Here is a 15,223-nt window from a genome sequence, read left to right as displayed (position 1 = left end):
ATTACTAGTAATTTAAGAGAATTATTGACAAAAACAGGGAGGAATTAGAAAATAGCACAAACTATGGAATATAATCTCGACACTGCAAGAAACATTTTTCTAAAAGAACTAAAAAACAACCCCCAAAACCCTAATTTGCGAAAAATAAAAAAGGCTTTAGATTTTTCGCAGAAAGCACACCAGGGCGACTTAAGAAAATCTGGCGAACCTTACTTTATTCACCCTCTTGAAACAGCAAAAAACCTTAATAAATGGGAACAAGACACCGAAAGCATTTGCGCAGGGTTGCTTCATGACGTAGTGGAAGATACACCCCTTACCCTCAGTAATATCAGGAAGGAGTTTGGATCCCAAATCACTAACCTGGTAGATGGTGTAACAAAAGTAAGCGAGGTTGATTTTCATAGAAATAAGAAAGAAAAGTTCGCCAATAACCTGAGGAAAATGTTTTTAGCCATGTCTAAAGATCTTCGGGTAGTAGTTATAAAATTAGCAGACAGATTGCACAATATGAAAACTATCCAATACCTTTCTCCACAAGCCCAAAGCAAGCTTTCGGAAGAAACAAGATCTGTATACGCTCCCCTAGCATACAAGATGGGAATGAGCGAGGTAAGTGGTGACCTACGTGAACTGTGTTTTAAAACCCAAAGACCAAAAGACTTTCAATGGGTAACAGAGTATGCAAAACAAGCAATGGATAAAAGGGAAGAGATAATTAAAGCGATAAACTTTGAATTAGAGCATATTTTTAAAAAAGAACCGCTAAAACTTATTAAAACTGAAACTCGCAGAAAAAATTGGTACAGTCTATTTGCTAAACTTCACCGCAAAGAAATTAATAAAAATTTAGACGAAGTATACGACTTAGTAATAACCTGTGTAGTAGTTCCCAAAAAAAGAGATTGCTACACTGCTTTGGGAATTATTCACGAAAACTACAAACCCGTACCTCATGTGGGAATTAGTAACTTTATTGCTCAACCAAAACCCAACGGTTACGAAGCTTTGCATACCCGCGTTTTTGACAAAAACTCAGGCTCCATTTTTGAGATACAAATTCGAGACAAGAACATGCACCAACGTGCAGATTTTGGCTTAGCAATCCATCTAACCCATGCACAAACAGATTCTGAAAAAGTAGAAAAAATTCGGTACTGGACACAGAAACTTATTGAATGGCAAGAAAACTTTATGAAAGAAGAAAGTGAGCAATTTTTGGGTGAGCTTGCAGAAAAAGTTTTAAAGCCAGATATATATGTTATTGATAAAGAACTAGGAGTAGTTCCTGTAGCTGAGGGATCAACTATAAAAGATTACTTAAAAGCTACCAACCGCCCTGCAAAAAGCACCGTTCTCTTAGACAAGAAGCAAATGGGTCCAAGCGCAAAAATCCTTAGTGGAAGTTTTATTGAGGTATCTAGTAATTAGCCAGCACCGCCTCCACCACCCCCACCACCCCCTCCCCCACCACCAGAAAAACCACCCCCACTACCAGAGGACATAGAAGAGGCTGAAACAGAACGCATTGAAGAGTTTAAATTGGCAATACTATTAGTCATAGAAGAAATTGAAGAAAGAGATGCTCCCGAAATTTTTCCACCAGAAGTTGTTAAGTACCAAGTAGGCTGCGCAGCGCGGGGGTTTTCAAAAATCACGGGCAAAGCATTCAAAATCGCCTCAGCATTCCCAAAAAGAACACCGTAAACCAAATAATACTCCCACAGTTTATAAGCTTCGGGAGGAATCTCTTCAAAACTAGAAAAGTCATCCAAAAATTTACGAAAAGCTACCCACTCCGCTGCTTCCCTTGCCCACTCCTTTTTCCACCGCTTGAGATTAGGAATAAGAAAAATTCCCAAAAGAATAACTGGAGAACCAAAAAATAAAAGCAAAGCTGACATAACCCAAAATTTCTTAGCAAGCTCTTTCCCCTCTTTTTCCAAATAACCGCCAACCTCTGCCTCATTCACAACCTCCTTTTGCCACTGCTCAAACCACCTGCGGAAACTCTGCTGGTGATTTTTAATATAGCTTTCAACATCGCCAAACTGTATAACATCTTCCGACGAAGATTCAGCTTGATCTTCACCCTGACCCTGACCCAAAGCAGCACCAACAACACCAAACAAGCTACCATCCTTTCCCTCAGGAATAGTCTTAAAAAGAATTTCTAAAATCATCTGTTCAAAGTCACGTAGCTCGTTAATGTCCTTTTCTTGGCGGATCAGATTTGTCTTTATCTTTTTTCTAGTTTGTAGAAGACCGGCTTTTATCTCTGTTTCATCTTTCAAAGAGATATACCCTCTTCGCGCTAAGTCAAAAATAGTAGCTACAAAAGCATCAGTACTGGGCTTGCCGCCCTGCCTCAAAAGAACATCAACCATAGCTGGCGGTAACTCCGAAGGTAACTCCCGCACATATTTGGGAATATCTGGAAACTGGTACTCTCTGCCCTTCCTTTTCCAAGCCTGCCAATAAAAGTAAAGCCAAACAATAATAGAAAGAGGAATAACAATAAACACATACCCCAGAACTGCCTTAGCAACCAGCTGCCTTCTTTTAGAAGTAGCAACTGTTTGTTCTACAAATTGCTTCTCCTCTACTTTTATTTCTTCCAAAGATTTTTTTCCCGAGATTGGACCAGAAACAAGCTGTGGGGGAAAGAGAACTCGCACCTCCAAATAGGTTTCTGCAGGCAGCCTAGGAACAGTAAACCGAACAGTTTGCGAGTCAATAATTTCTGAGTCAGTTTTCTTGGGACCACCAATATCTAAGAGCGCATCTGTTGGCAAATGACCATAAACTTGAATTTCTTCTTCCTCTGCCCCCGAAGGCAACCGAACAAGAACAGACACAGGTCCAGCTGATTTTTCCCATTCATCCCCAACTACCCGCCAATAAAACTCTGCAATATCCTCATATTTCTTAATTGCATCACCTTCTACATGGTAGGTCCAGATAAAAGTTTTGTTCTCATTTTGGGCAGAATAAAACCACTTAGCATAAAATTTACCCTCTCTTTGACTTGTCTCTGTTTCAAGCAAATTTCCAGTCTCATCCCGAACTTCAAAGTTAGAAATAGAAACGTCATAACTGTTCCCGTTGCGAGTGACCCTAGTTGGGATCCACAAATCTGCCCAAGAAAAGCTCCCGTCAAAGTTATATACACGGGATTCAGTTATCTCAAAAGAACGGTCTTGGTAAATATCAACATTTATATCGACTGCACCAATAGAATAATCCTTAGCGAAAAGGTTAGAGGGGAAAATTAAAACTGAAACAATTGCAATACAAAAGCCTACTAAAAGTTTGCGCATTATAACTTAAGCACCAAATCCCAAATACCAAGATACAAACAAATCACAAACACCAATTACCAAATTACAACCATATTTAAATCTAAAAATTGCAATTCAGAATTTTATATTCCTTTGGAACTCGTAATTTGAATTTTGGGATTTTATAGCACGTAATGGATAAGAATAAATGCTTGAAGCGAAAACATATCTTAAATCCGTTACTCTATCAAAAACCGCTCTTTATCACTACCCAAATCCAAAAAGTCATCCGCCTCCTCAATTAACTTACTGGAACAAGTCTTTTCAAACGCAACCACTTCCACACGACAGCCTTTATTGTTTTGCAAATAATCTACCAAAGGAGCAAAGTCGCCATCACCACCAACTAACACAATAGTATCCAACTTGTCAGCAGCACGAATAGCATCAATTGCCAATCCTACATCCCAATCACCTTTTTTTGCACCACCAGCAAAAACCTGCAATTCCTTAGCCATAACTTCGTAACCTTGTTTTTGAAGTGCCTCGTAAAAAGCTTCTTCTTCTCCTACATCAGCACGAATTACATAAGCCATTGCCCGAATTAGTTGGCGCCCAGAAACAGCAGCAGAAAGGACCTGCCCAAAATCTACCTTCGCACCATCAAAAAGGTTTTTTGCTGAGTAATACATATTTTGAACATCTACAAAAACTCCCACTCGTTGGGATGGATGCTTTCTAAAATCTTTTTCAAATGCCATAATTTATCACCTCCCTTAATGAGACCCTAAATTCTTCCGAGAATTTAGATGGTCGGAATTAAGCCCTAAACCGTATTCCAGTCTGCCGGAATTCTGGTTCGGGGCTACTTAGCGAATAAAATGAGCTCTAGAATTTCTTTGGTCCTGAGCGACGTCTCCCAACAGGTCGGGGGATGGAGTCGAAGGACAAAAGATTGAGCCCTGAGTCCGTAGAGAAACACCAAAGTTCACCCAACTCCTCCCCCATAGCCACAGTGAGCAATGTTGAATTAGTCTCCCACCCATTGCGCTCGTAAATTTTCTTTGTTTCTTCCTGCAAATCTGCACAAGAAATACTCATAACGAAATTTTATCACAGAAATATTAAAGAAAATAGCTTACGAGGATCCCAAATCACTCAGTGTCTTGGCAAGTTTAGCCGGATCGTGGCGAACAAAGCTTCTCTTTAACTTATCACCCTCCTGTTTCCGTGGTAGCTCTTCAGCCAAAAAATCACCTCGAATAACCCGTCTGTCCTCCCCTAAATTATCGACCACCGGAAAGGACTTTTCCTCCCTGTAACGCTCAAGCACACCCTTGGGCATTGGCGCATCATTGACCAAGATATAATCCAAAGAGCAACCTAAACATTCTTCGAGCTCCATCACATGACCCGAGGCTTTGAAACTATTGGTCTGACCAAATTTTGTTACCAAATTCATTATGTATATTTTCTTTGCACCCGATCTGCAAACTGCCTCAGGTATACCACCAACTGCCAAATTGGCAAGAATACTCCCATATAAGTCACCAGGTGGAAAAACAATAAGATCTGCACTCTCAATCACTTCTAACGCACGTGGATTAGCTTCTGCAGAAGGCAAAAGATAAAAGTTTTCTACCCGCACGTTCTCTTTTTCAGGGTACCTTTCCAAAAATTGATCTAGTACATGTTCCCCCACAATTTCTGTCCCATCTGAATAAGTTACTACCAAATTAGTTTGCTCATACGTAACCGGGTAAATATCACCCTTGATGTTAAGAAGGCGGGATGCCTCTTGAATTGCATCGGATTGCGAATTAAGAACATTGGTAAGAGCAACTAGTAGTAAATTGCCAAAAGTCATTCCCGACAAACCCACTCCATTTGCAAACCGGTAGTTAAAAAGTTCGCGCAAAACCCGCGAGCGCTCATCATCAACTTCCGCCAAAGCAAGAAGCGCTTTCCTCACATCCGAAACAGGCAAAAGCCCCCACTCGTCGCGTTCCTTCTTAGCACTACCCCCACTATCTGCCATGGAAACAATTGCTGAGGGGTTAGTATATTCCTTTAGACCAGAGAGGACAACAAGGCTACCTGTACCTCCCCCAATGCAAACAATTCTTTTATCTTTCACTTTATTATTTAACGAGAAAAAAACTAAAAGCTCACAAAGGACAACTAAATCTAACTGTCGAGGTCTTCTAGTTTGGAAGGATCTGAATTACCAATTAGCCAACGTTCTCTGTTGCGATACAGAACGTAAAAAACAACCCAAGTTAGAACTAAAAAACCCAGAGAAACATAAGTTTCTACTCTATCCAAACCTTCAGCTAAAGACATATAAGTATCCTTCGACCACCAACCCACAATAGCTAAAATAAAACCACGCGGCACCAAGCCTAAACAGCTTAAAAGAAAAAACTTTTTCCATTCTAATCGCAAGGCACCACCTACTGCCGTAATTAAAGACACAGGAAAAAGAGGTACTGCACGAAGAATAACAATAATTTTTTCATCCCAAGTACCCTCATCAAATTTCAACTTAATAAGCTGCACATCCCGCCAAGAAAAATCCAAAAACTTAGAAAACTTATCTACAAAAAATTTACCTGCATAATAAGTAGGCCAGTAAACTGTTAGGTTACCCAATGTTGCACCCACTGCGTAGGGTACAGCAATTTTAGCAAAAAGTTGCGGCAACGCCTGAATAAGAATTCTTTCAGGAACTAAAAGAAATCCCGCAGACATGGTAATAAGAGGAGAGGGAATGGGCACAATTATTGCTTCTGCAAAACCACCTAAAAACACGCCAAAGGCGCGGTAATTTTGAACCCACTCTAAAACTGCTTGTGTAAAATTAGCAAACATACGCTGTTAATGGTACAAAACACATAAAAATAAGTCAACAAACGGCCAGAAGCTATTTGGAGTTGGGAAAAGAAAGTTTAGTCTCGCTCACTTGGAAGAGCTTCACAGGCAATACCATCATTATCTCCATCAAGGCGGTGGACATCATTTTCTGTTCCACCAAGCCTCTCAAAAAACCTTTGTGCTTCCTGTTGGGTTTCAAAGTCTGAGCAGTTGTAATCATCGGCAGGTTTTCCTACAGAGGAATCGGTTGTTATGTTGCCTTCCTTGTCAAATAGGATATTTCCCGACGCGTCTCGAGCAACTTTTGATTCTTGGAAAGAACCAGTTTCTATTAACTTCCCCAAATCCCAATCGTGTTCAGTAGCTTCAAGCCCAAAAGCTGCAAGTAGAGTTACAAAAGCTACTACCAAGATAATCCGTGCCTTTTCCCAAACAAAGAAGAGAACAGCTACAATAATCAAAAGTATTGCAATAACACCAAGCCGAAATTTTTTATTAGCCCGTAAGCTGGAAGAGGAGGATCCTTCTTTTTGATCTGACTTCTGCGGTTGTTGCGCAGAATCTCTTTCTTCTGCCATAACTCAATGATAGAGAACTTGGAAGTTAATGTCAATTACCAAAAGGATTAAAAAACTATTTTTTAACCAACGCATACCCAAAAGCTAGCTCATAAAAACAGCTTGCTCCAAAACCTACTGCGAAAGCGAAAAGAAGTTCTTCAACTGGCACTTGCAGTACAAAAACACCGCTTAAGTTCTCCAGCATCCAATATTTTTCTATCATCCCAGGGTAAATTAAAAATAAAAGCTTAAACACCCCAAAAGTTAGCAGAGCAATCACAACCCCATTAAAAAGCTGGAACTTAACCAACTCCTTTCTCAAGGAGCCTACAATTATACCAACTATAATTGGAGGAACAATGTGCGCGGTTATAGAATTTAGTGCCAATGTATCTACAAGTAACCAAAAAGTTCCTGCTACCAGCAATATACCTAAAAGAAAAAACTCTTTGTATGTTTCATGTCTTGGGAATTCTGAATCTTTTACTTTCCAAAATATCTCATACAATTCAGAACTAATACCACCATACACAACACCGTATAAAAAATCTTCAAACGGCACTTTAGGAAAAATATAAACTGGGTGCCAGTAATCCCATTTAGCATAGGCATGTTCAATAACCACGGCAGCAACACCAAAAATTAACCCCATTATCAATATTTCTTTTCGGTGCTCTTTTCTAATAAAAAGAAAAACCCAAAAGGGTAAAGCTAGCAATATTCCAACTAGATAAAAATAATCCATTCTTAATCCCAAGAATAACACACTGGGTAGTTAACAAAATATAAAATTAACATTCAGTTCTCGCTTTCAACATAAGTTTTTGATATAATAAACCTATACTTCCATGCCGGGTCGTCTAATGGTAGGACGTCGGGTTTTGGTCCCGAAAATCTAGGTTCGAATCCTAGCCCGGCAACCACGCTAAGCGTGGTTTAGGCACGCTCAGCGTGCCAACCAATTCCCCACTTCATCAAAGCCAAATTCAAACAAAATTTTTAAATAATACTAGAACTGTACCAAAGTAGACGGGGTTGTAGTAAAGAAGAGAGAATAGCAGGAAGGTTGTAAAAAATATTTTAGCTTCTTTCTTGCCCCAAAACAATCTTTACAAAAGCAGCTAGTTGCAAAACTGTTATTACACAAAACATTACAAGGTACATGTATCCAAACGCATCTGGCCCACCACCATAAGTTGAGAAGAACTGAAAATAAAGTGAGTGTGCTGTTACTAAATAAAATATTACATAAGTAAAAGAGTGAAGCCAGCGCCAAGACTCAACTCCCAACCACTTAATTACCTTCCCAAAAGAAGTAGCAGTAAGAACAAGTGCCCAAACCAACCCAACTAAACCAATAAGATTGGCAAAACCATAGCCGCCCCCACCAATTCCGCCTCCCAAAGCTTTCATCAAATCCCAATTCGGTCGCCCACCCATTACAAAATAGACATGAATCAAAGAAGCAATAGTAAACCAAATCCCCAACTCGCTTCGCCAACTCCAGGGTAGCTTTAAAGGAGTTGAAACTACCCTAGGCTTCCGCAACTTCATTACAGGACCAATAAGTAATGTCAAGAACAGTAAAATAAAAGAAACACGCGCAAAAGAAGTGGACCAGCGAATACCAAAAACCTGGTTAAATACAAAAGCCAGCCCTAAAGTAAAGACAGCAACTATAAAATGTTGGAGTAATGTGTTTCTAGCATCCATAAAGTTTTCTTCCAAATTTATTTAGCCATAAAGACACTTCTATGTAAAGCAGTTTCTCTCCAATGTCCTTGACACGTATTTTTGATCTTGGTAGCTTGAAAGTACAGATTACTTATGAATAGAGCAAAAACCTGCCAAAAGATTATTTTAACCCTATTGAGCCCTCTCCTTCTCCTCCCTTTATATTCAGTTTTCAATCCCGCTTTAGCCCAAGAAGATACTAGTAGATTTTCAACCACAACTAATGCTGAACAGACAACAGTAATAAGCGGAGGCGATAGTTTTGAAAATGCAGAAGAACTTGATACAGGTTCCTATGAATCTGGCGCAAGTGTTCCCTCAGGCGAAAAGAAATATTTTAAAGTTTCTGGCTTCCGCCCGGGAGAACAAGTGACTGCAACTGGGAATTTTGAAGGAGATACTGGTGCCTCATTAATACTCTATGATGCAGACCGAAGTGAGCTTGCACGAGAATCGCAGCACGCAAGTGAACCTAGTGATCTTGAAGTCTCGTGGCTTCCCGGAACAGAAAAAACTATCTATGAATACTATATTGTAATTGAAGTAAGCCGCGACGGAGATCTTTCCTCTTACAGCTTAGAAATAGAAAAGGTTAGCTATTTTGACGGAGGAGCAGAATCTGACGCTGGTAATTCTTTTGAAAAAGCTGTGCCCCTAACAGAAGGTACCTACACAGGATACCTAGTAGGACGTGGGAGTGGTACAGATGATGCTGACTTTTACAGTGTGGATGTAAACAGAGGACAAGTTCTAGTTGTAACAATAACACCACCAAGCAACGCAAGCTTTGATGCTATAGTTTTTTACGACTCTTCTCGTAAGGAATTAGAAAGACATGGGTGGCCCAACCAAGGTGCGGTTGTAACTGCTCCCTTCTTGGCTGAAAAGTCAGACACATATTATTTGGAAATAGATTATGGCTCACAAAAAGATGAGGGTGTCTTAGCTTATGATCTAGAAACTTCAATACTACCTCTTTCTGAGGCGCGAGAGTATTTTGAGGAAGATGAGCTTCCAACTGAATTGGACACTACACAAAGAGACACAAATTCAGGAATAGACGCAAGAGATATTGCTACGAAAGAAGCAGCGGGTTTCTTAGCTACAATAACTGAAGGTGTAAATAAAATCCTCCTTATTGGAGTTGGTGTTGGCGCTTTGATTCTCGGATTTGTCTTAGGCTTTGCAACAGGCAAGTTACTTTCCAGTAGTAAGAAACCAAAAGCAACAAAAGAACCTCAACCAAAACCCGAAGACCAATCTTAACTTTTATTCCCAAAAAACCCGGAGCAAGAAACGACTAACTAGAAAATACGAAGGCAAACATTTCGCGCCAAAAATTAATAACAAGTCTATTAAACCTATTCAAAACCCTAAGCAAGCTCCGTCCCAAACCAAATGTCCGGCTCGGCGTAATCTGATCTTCTTCCACATCCCCTCCCAAAACCTTTTCGCCCGGCTCAAAAAAGAGCATCTGTTCTTTACGTTCCTCCTCAGTACCCAAAACTTCGAGGATCAGTGCCGATTCTTGAAGTTCACGTTCTGTATCCAAAACTTCTTCAGGAAGGACAAGGTAATGGGAAGATGCCAACCCTTTTAAAACATTAGTACCCCGCCCGTCATTAGCTAAAATCATAGAAGAAGGTAAAAACTCAACATCAGCCAAGCCGGGAGTCTTGCCACGAAAATAAACAGTACCAAAAACACCTCTTTCCTGAGAAAAGCCCGGACTGGGAACACCCCCAGCTAAACGACCATAACCTGTCTTATTATCAATTTCCTTCTGAATAAAAACAGAGGCAAAAGATTCCCTAGTAGAAATTTCAACTAGCTCCAACCGGCGGGGGTCAAAGCTAAAATCAGCCTGAACTGCATTGATAGAACGTTTAATACCTGTAAGTGTAATCCTCATTGGAAAAATCTCTCCCAAACGGTACTGCGCGCGGGGAGGGATCTCAAAAGTTGCTGTCTTTGGCGTTAAGGAAATATCCAACCCTTCCAATATCTCTCGTTCAGCATAAATAACACCAAGGGAAACAAGAAATAAGAGGAGGAAAATACCCATATGGGCAGCCATACTCCGAAACGAACGTGGAGAACCCTCCCGCACCTCCTTACCGCAAAGAGGACAATACTCACCTTCTTCTCTGGTCTGACAGCCAATACAAGGGATACGGCGTGGGAAGAACAACCACCACAAAGGCAATGACAAGGCAACAAAAAACCCCACCAAAGCAAAGAAATGCAACAACAACCAAGAAACTATACCCAAAAGTATTACTTTGAAAAAACCAACTAATACAAGCGTAACGGTTAGTTGTGTTTGTGAATCTTTCTTTTCCATAATGAATCTGGCAGTATTACCCACCCTCCTCTCTTTCTATATAGTACAGTAGTATAGAAAAGTCACGCAAGTTACATTTTCCATCATTATTCAAATCACACGTTCTCTTCTCCAACGGAGGCTCTTGCAATTGTTCATCAGCAACTAAATCAGACAAATAATCTCGCCAACTGTGAACCCAAGACTTTACTGCATCAAAAACTTCGCTTTTGCTAATCCTGCCGTCTCCATCTGGATCAAAAACACTCATAAAATCAGGAAGCTTTGGACCTTCCTCCTCTTCTTCCTCAACTAAAGTGGGAGATGGCGCTACTTCTTCCTCAACCGAGACAGGCGGAGAAACTAGCTCTTCTTCCTCCTCCTCCTCTTCGGGAGGAGCCGTAACTTCGAAACCAAGCACGCTGCCCGCATCGCTTTGATAACCATCAACAGTTGTTACTTGACCATAAATTTCGTATGTTCCTTCGCCCAAAGAATCCAAACCCAGAGAATATTCCCACCTTCCAGTACTCCCAGCCTTCACAGTATGCGAGGAAATTTCCGAACTTCCAGCCTTGGAAAAATACAAAACAACTTGGGAACTGGGCACTGCCGAACCTTCCACCAGAAGGTCTTCGTCGGCAGTAATTTCTGTAGCGCTAAGTTCATAGGTGGGGGGCAAGATTAGATTAGAAAGTGTGGTCACCGTATGAGAAAACAAAGAAACCGAGTAATTAATAGTGGAGGTATCTCTACCTTCGCTATCAGTAGAATAAAAACCGTAGTTATGAACGCCAGTATCCTGCGCCGGAAATTCTTTGGAAAAGCTACCATCACCGCCCGCAAGGGTAGTACCAATTACAGAATTGTCTTCCAGCACTGTTACCTTAGCATTAGGACTAGTCCTGCCTGTAACAATAAAGGTTGTATCGTGAACCTGCATAGTAACATTCAATTCTGTTCCTGCACAGACAAGTTTTGGAGAAGCAAGAGAGATTAAAAAGAACAAAAAAACAAAGAGGATATTAAAGAGAACAATCTTAGTTGTACCTAAGAAGGAGGGAGAAATTCTCTGTAAGCTATAAAGTTCTTCCATAATCTTTTTTTCATATTAGGCCTTGTCTTCATGTTTCCCAAACAGTATCCGTAGGGCTAAGGCTATTCTTCTTCGACCACGGTAGAGCAAAAAGCCAATAACAATTAGGCCAGCCAAAACCGCACCCCCTACTTTGTAGGGGAAAGCATAGAAACTCGTAGTTGCATTTAAAACCTCGCTATCACTGCCGTAAACCAGAGATGCGGTTGCTGTGTATTTTCCAAAAAGAATTTCTTTTTCCCAGGTTGGTGAAAACTTGCGGACCGCATCAGGTAAAACATTTTGCGGCTTAACATCCACCTCAGCCACCTCTTTTCCTAACATGTTAGTAATTGCTATTTTCCCCTGCGGTTTGATATGCACATTGCCGTTGTTCTCCACCCGCAGATCAAACCGGATAGGACCGTATTCCCAAAACTTTTTCTCTGCTGAAAAGCTTTCCACCCGACCGTCTTCAGTTACCTTTCCCGAAACCCTCAGCAAAAACAAAGAACCCAACTCCTGAGTAACTGCAGCACCGGTCTGCTGGACAGCGCCGCCGCCTGTTTTAAAAACCACGGAACCAAAATGACCGCCGGGTTCTGCGTTCAAGGGAACATTTGTTTCAACATTAAAATACCAGCTGGATTCGCCGGGGATTTCAACCTGAGTAGGGGTTACACTTATCCAGGAAGCTAAAGAATAGGGCGTTTCTTCCTCCGTAAGCCCCACCGAGCCAACCTCACCCACCGCCACAAAATTGCGGGTATCCACCGAAACTTTAAGCGGCTCCTCGTGGGGGTTACTCACCCGAATCACATTCTTGAGCGTATCCCCCGGATTAGCTGTAAGCTCAAAAACCGGCGGCGAAACACTAAGAGTAACCATTTCCTGCGCCCGCGCTCTTTGGAAAGGGAAAAACAAGAAGAAAGAAAAAATTACAATTGTAACCAGTTTAAGTTTCATAACACAAATCAAAAAATTAATTCAAGCTTTATTATTCAAGGCAAGGAACAAAGGGGTGCCTCTAAAACACCCCCGCCCTTCGCAGGAAGTCACAAGCCTGCTTGTGGGGCGCCGCTTTGGTGCCTACCGGCAATTCAAATAAACAACAAAGCCCCCACCCCCCAACTTGCCGCCACCTCTAAAAACTCTCCAACGAGCGTTTTTAGTAGGTGGGCGTGCAAGTCAAGATAACAGTAGTTGTGTAAGTCCCCGCCTCCGTTGTGCTGCTAATTCCCGCTTGGTAACCGATACGGGTTGTTTCACTGGAAGCCGCCGTCGTATTGGTGGCCACTGAAGCATTAGTACTGGTAAACCCAGCCCACTTGTTTGGCTGAAACTGAGAAAGGTCAGTATCTTCGGTAGTGTAACCAAACGCCTCAGTCCCCACAGACATTTCCGTAGGCGTAGTATGATCTCCCGTATGATCGTCAATTGTAGCCGTGCTGTAAGTCAGCTGACCGGTATAGCGGGCGTAAACCGTGTAACCGTTTTCCGCATTGGTGCTTACCGTAAGGTCGTGCGCTGTAATTCCATTGGTGGTATCTGTAACCGTTCCCAAAGGAATGGTAGTTGTAGTGCTAGCCTCAGTAGTAGTTGCCCCGTTCACTAATACACCCGACCCCACAGAAGCAAGGGAGAAACTAATGGACGGGTCCACAGTCATAGATACAGACTGCCCCTCGGTATAGATAAAGGTTACTGTACCTTCGTCCACAGGACTCGTGGAACAATCCGTATTGTCATAGGTGTTAAGGATATAATAATAACCGGTATCCGCAGTGGAACCGTTGGTAATTCCGTCCAAAGCAATTGTCAGGTTAGAGGAACTGGTCGGTGCGGCACCCGTTGAGTCTGTTATTGTAACCGTACCGTTAGTTGTGAAATCAGTGGTCCACGTACTTACGTCAACATAATCCGTATTAGTGGTATCCACAGTACCACCAGTAGAAGTCAAAGGAACACTCCCACTTCCGTCAGCAGCAGTATTAAACTGGATCTTAATACATTTAATGTTTGATTGGGTTACATTACTCCACTCGGAATCATATTCCACGCTAGTTTGATCCGGGCGGGAATCGCTCAAGCTTACCGAACCTCCGGTCAGCGTTGCCGCATGAACCGTGCTTACTCTCATCCACGCTAATAATCCTCCTAGTATAAAAATAGGCAAGAGTTTCTTAAATTTGCGTGCAAATTGCATATTGTTACTTATTCTGTTTCACCCCCTTTTCAAAAATTGGGTAATTTCTAAAATTAATTATCCTTACGCGGGAGAAGGTTAATTCCCCTCCGTTCCTTTTCACTAAGTTTTTCCGGGTTGAAAAGCGCAGTCAGCGCCAAACCCACCCGTCTCCTAAACATTATGCAGAAAACCAAGACAGCTGTCAACAAGCTGCCCCCAATTAAGAGTGAGAGCCAAGGGACAACCCAAAAATCTACCGGTCCGGCCACCAATTTTTTATTCTCGCTCCCGTAAGAAATATTTACCTCTACAGAAAACTTACCAAAAAGATATTTCTTATCCCACTGAGCAGTTATTTCCTTGGTTGTCTGCGGCAAAATTGCGCTGGGAGATATCTCTAGTTTTTCTTTTTCATTCCCCAAAAAACCAGTTATTATCACTTCCCCCGCAGGCAAAAGATGCACATTTCCCGCATTTCTAATCGGGAACTTAAAATCTACAGGTCCAAACTGCTGAAGCGTTCTTACCTCCAATTCACCCAGCTCCGCTTTCTCCACAATTTCACCTTGAACCACAAAGAACCCTAAAGTACCTACCCGCGCAGTCAGAAAAGCGGTCTGCGGGGAAAGAACTTCCACCGGAATCAGCGGTTGAAAATAAATAGAAGCATAATGCCCTCCCGGCTCGGCTTCCGGGGGAACATCAATTGATATTTTAACCTCTTTGTGCTCACGGGGTTGGAGAATGAAATCTGCGGGTTCAATACTTACCCAAGAAGAAACATCAAAAATTTCTTCGGCACCCGGTTCCACATCTTCCAACACAAAAAAGCTCTCCGTGTTTCCCTTAACAGGTAGGGGGAAGTTGGTTATGTTAAAAACAGTTATTTTCTTTTCTGTGCTTCGACCCCGTTCCAAAATAAGTTCAATAATTACCGGGGAAACACCCAAAGCTGCTTTTTCCGGCTCAGCACTTTCTAACTGCATAAGAGGCATATTTCCCGAAGCCCCCGCAGAAGCAGTTGTTTCCTCTGCACCATCAGCCGCCCCCACCTGCAAAACGGAACCCGAAAAAAAGAAAACTACCAAAACTAACAAAAACCCAGCGCAAATACCTAATCTCTTTAACTTTTTAGCTTTGTTTTTATTTTTGGAAATGAGCAAATTTTTCATTTTAATTTGGCACTAT

General features: G+C 41.6%; 15 protein-coding genes and 1 tRNA gene. 3 read left to right on the top strand and 13 right to left on the bottom strand.

All coding sequences use genetic code 11. The features are described from left to right. Positions 1–63: 63 nt before the first annotated feature. A complete protein-coding gene (locus tag U9M98_02365; GenBank protein ID MEA2020540.1) occupies positions 64–1,431 on the top strand; it encodes an HD domain-containing protein in 1,368 nt (455 codons plus the stop codon). Here U9M98_02365 and U9M98_02360 read toward each other — a convergent pair. The 7 genes from U9M98_02360 to U9M98_02330 form a co-directional block, all read right to left on the bottom strand. Beyond that, a complete protein-coding gene (locus U9M98_02360; protein ID MEA2020539.1) occupies positions 1,428–3,320 on the bottom strand; it encodes a DUF2207 domain-containing protein in 1,893 nt (630 codons plus the stop codon). The two genes, U9M98_02365 and U9M98_02360, sit on opposite strands and share 4 nt — an antisense overlap. 200 nt (positions 3,321–3,520) lie before the next feature. Then, positions 3,521–4,042 (bottom strand): NYN domain-containing protein, encoded by a 522-nt coding sequence (locus U9M98_02355; GenBank protein MEA2020538.1) that lies wholly within the window; start codon positions 4,040–4,042, stop codon positions 3,521–3,523. A 127-nt stretch (positions 4,043–4,169) separates the two neighbouring features. After that, positions 4,170–4,382 (bottom strand): hypothetical protein, encoded by a 213-nt coding sequence (locus tag U9M98_02350; protein MEA2020537.1) that lies wholly within the window; start codon positions 4,380–4,382, stop codon positions 4,170–4,172. Positions 4,383–4,419: 37 nt separating this feature from the next. Further along, positions 4,420–5,418, bottom strand: a complete 999-nt coding sequence (locus U9M98_02345; protein MEA2020536.1) for a gluconeogenesis factor YvcK family protein — start codon at positions 5,416–5,418, stop codon at positions 4,420–4,422. 50 nt (positions 5,419–5,468) lie between these two features. Continuing rightward, complete coding sequence (locus tag U9M98_02340; protein ID MEA2020535.1) at positions 5,469–6,152, bottom strand: VTT domain-containing protein; 684 nt, start codon at positions 6,150–6,152, stop codon at positions 5,469–5,471. Positions 6,153–6,229: 77 nt separating this feature from the next. After that, complete coding sequence (locus U9M98_02335) at positions 6,230–6,733, bottom strand: excalibur calcium-binding domain-containing protein (GenBank protein ID MEA2020534.1); 504 nt, start codon at positions 6,731–6,733, stop codon at positions 6,230–6,232. Positions 6,734–6,788: 55 nt separating this feature from the next. Next, on the bottom strand, positions 6,789–7,460 hold the full coding sequence (locus tag U9M98_02330; GenBank protein ID MEA2020533.1) for a lycopene cyclase domain-containing protein: 672 nt from the start codon (positions 7,458–7,460) through the stop codon (positions 6,789–6,791). A 104-nt stretch (positions 7,461–7,564) separates the two neighbouring features. On the opposite strand from U9M98_02330, the gene U9M98_02325 reads away from it, so the two are divergent. Then, positions 7,565–7,638, top strand: a tRNA-Gln gene (locus tag U9M98_02325). A 157-nt stretch (positions 7,639–7,795) separates the two neighbouring features. Here U9M98_02325 and U9M98_02320 read toward each other — a convergent pair. Then, the gene (locus tag U9M98_02320) at positions 7,796–8,428 is read right to left on the bottom strand and encodes a ferric reductase-like transmembrane domain-containing protein (protein ID MEA2020532.1); all 633 of its coding nucleotides are present in this window, start codon (positions 8,426–8,428) and stop codon (positions 7,796–7,798) included. A gap of 114 nt (positions 8,429–8,542) precedes the next feature. Here U9M98_02320 and U9M98_02315 point away from each other — a divergent pair, with 114 nt between their 5' ends. Continuing rightward, positions 8,543–9,715 carry a hypothetical protein gene (locus U9M98_02315; GenBank protein MEA2020531.1) on the top strand — a complete coding sequence of 391 codons (1,173 nt, stop codon included), beginning with the start codon at positions 8,543–8,545 and terminating at the stop codon, positions 9,713–9,715. A 34-nt stretch (positions 9,716–9,749) separates the two neighbouring features. On the opposite strand, the gene U9M98_02310 is transcribed toward U9M98_02315, so the two are convergent. The 5 genes from U9M98_02310 to U9M98_02290 all read right to left on the bottom strand — a co-directional run bounded on the left by U9M98_02310 (position 9,750) and on the right by U9M98_02290 (position 15,207). Continuing rightward, the gene (locus U9M98_02310) at positions 9,750–10,793 is read right to left on the bottom strand and encodes a cohesin domain-containing protein (protein MEA2020530.1); all 1,044 of its coding nucleotides are present in this window, start codon (positions 10,791–10,793) and stop codon (positions 9,750–9,752) included. Positions 10,794–10,809: 16 nt separating this feature from the next. Next, positions 10,810–11,868, bottom strand: a complete 1,059-nt coding sequence (locus U9M98_02305; GenBank protein ID MEA2020529.1) for an Ig-like domain-containing protein — start codon at positions 11,866–11,868, stop codon at positions 10,810–10,812. A gap of 15 nt (positions 11,869–11,883) precedes the next feature. Continuing rightward, positions 11,884–12,813, bottom strand: coding sequence for a hypothetical protein (locus U9M98_02300; protein MEA2020528.1), 930 nt, complete (start codon positions 12,811–12,813; stop codon positions 11,884–11,886). 202 nt (positions 12,814–13,015) lie between these two features. Continuing rightward, positions 13,016–13,987, bottom strand: coding sequence for a hypothetical protein (locus U9M98_02295; protein ID MEA2020527.1), 972 nt, complete (start codon positions 13,985–13,987; stop codon positions 13,016–13,018). 119 nt (positions 13,988–14,106) lie between these two features. Further along, the gene (locus U9M98_02290; protein ID MEA2020526.1) at positions 14,107–15,207 is read right to left on the bottom strand and encodes a hypothetical protein; all 1,101 of its coding nucleotides are present in this window, start codon (positions 15,205–15,207) and stop codon (positions 14,107–14,109) included. Positions 15,208–15,223 lie beyond the last annotated feature (16 nt).

It is taken from the genome of Patescibacteria group bacterium, assembly GCA_034659915.1.
Taxonomy (GTDB): Bacteria; Patescibacteriota; WWE3; order JAUXAW01; family JAYEID01; genus JAYEID01.
The sequence above is the reverse complement of the archived record's forward strand: the minus strand, read 5'-3'. Positions and strand labels throughout refer to the sequence as shown.

Bases quoted from the DNA above. Each gene is read 5' to 3' on its own strand.
- U9M98_02365 (MEA2020540.1), top strand. From the start codon at position 64: ATGGAATATAATCTCGACACTGCAAGAAACATTTTTCTAAAAGAACTA.
- U9M98_02360 (MEA2020539.1), bottom strand. From the start codon at position 3,320: ATGCGCAAACTTTTAGTAGGCTTTTGTATTGCAATTGTTTCAGTTTTA.
- U9M98_02355 (MEA2020538.1), bottom strand. From the start codon at position 4,042: ATGGCATTTGAAAAAGATTTTAGAAAGCATCCATCCCAACGAGTGGGA.
- U9M98_02350 (MEA2020537.1), bottom strand. From the start codon at position 4,382: ATGAGTATTTCTTGTGCAGATTTGCAGGAAGAAACAAAGAAAATTTAC.
- U9M98_02340 (MEA2020535.1), bottom strand. From the start codon at position 6,152: ATGTTTGCTAATTTTACACAAGCAGTTTTAGAGTGGGTTCAAAATTAC.
- U9M98_02335 (MEA2020534.1), bottom strand. From the start codon at position 6,733: ATGGCAGAAGAAAGAGATTCTGCGCAACAACCGCAGAAGTCAGATCAA.
- U9M98_02330 (MEA2020533.1), bottom strand. From the start codon at position 7,460: ATGGATTATTTTTATCTAGTTGGAATATTGCTAGCTTTACCCTTTTGG.
- U9M98_02320 (MEA2020532.1), bottom strand. From the start codon at position 8,428: ATGGATGCTAGAAACACATTACTCCAACATTTTATAGTTGCTGTCTTT.
- U9M98_02315 (MEA2020531.1), top strand. From the start codon at position 8,543: ATGAATAGAGCAAAAACCTGCCAAAAGATTATTTTAACCCTATTGAGC.
- U9M98_02310 (MEA2020530.1), bottom strand. From the start codon at position 10,793: ATGGAAAAGAAAGATTCACAAACACAACTAACCGTTACGCTTGTATTA.
- U9M98_02305 (MEA2020529.1), bottom strand. From the start codon at position 11,868: ATGGAAGAACTTTATAGCTTACAGAGAATTTCTCCCTCCTTCTTAGGT.
- U9M98_02300 (MEA2020528.1), bottom strand. From the start codon at position 12,813: ATGAAACTTAAACTGGTTACAATTGTAATTTTTTCTTTCTTCTTGTTT.
- U9M98_02295 (MEA2020527.1), bottom strand. From the start codon at position 13,987: ATGAGAGTAAGCACGGTTCATGCGGCAACGCTGACCGGAGGTTCGGTA.
- U9M98_02290 (MEA2020526.1), bottom strand. From the start codon at position 15,207: ATGAAAAATTTGCTCATTTCCAAAAATAAAAACAAAGCTAAAAAGTTA.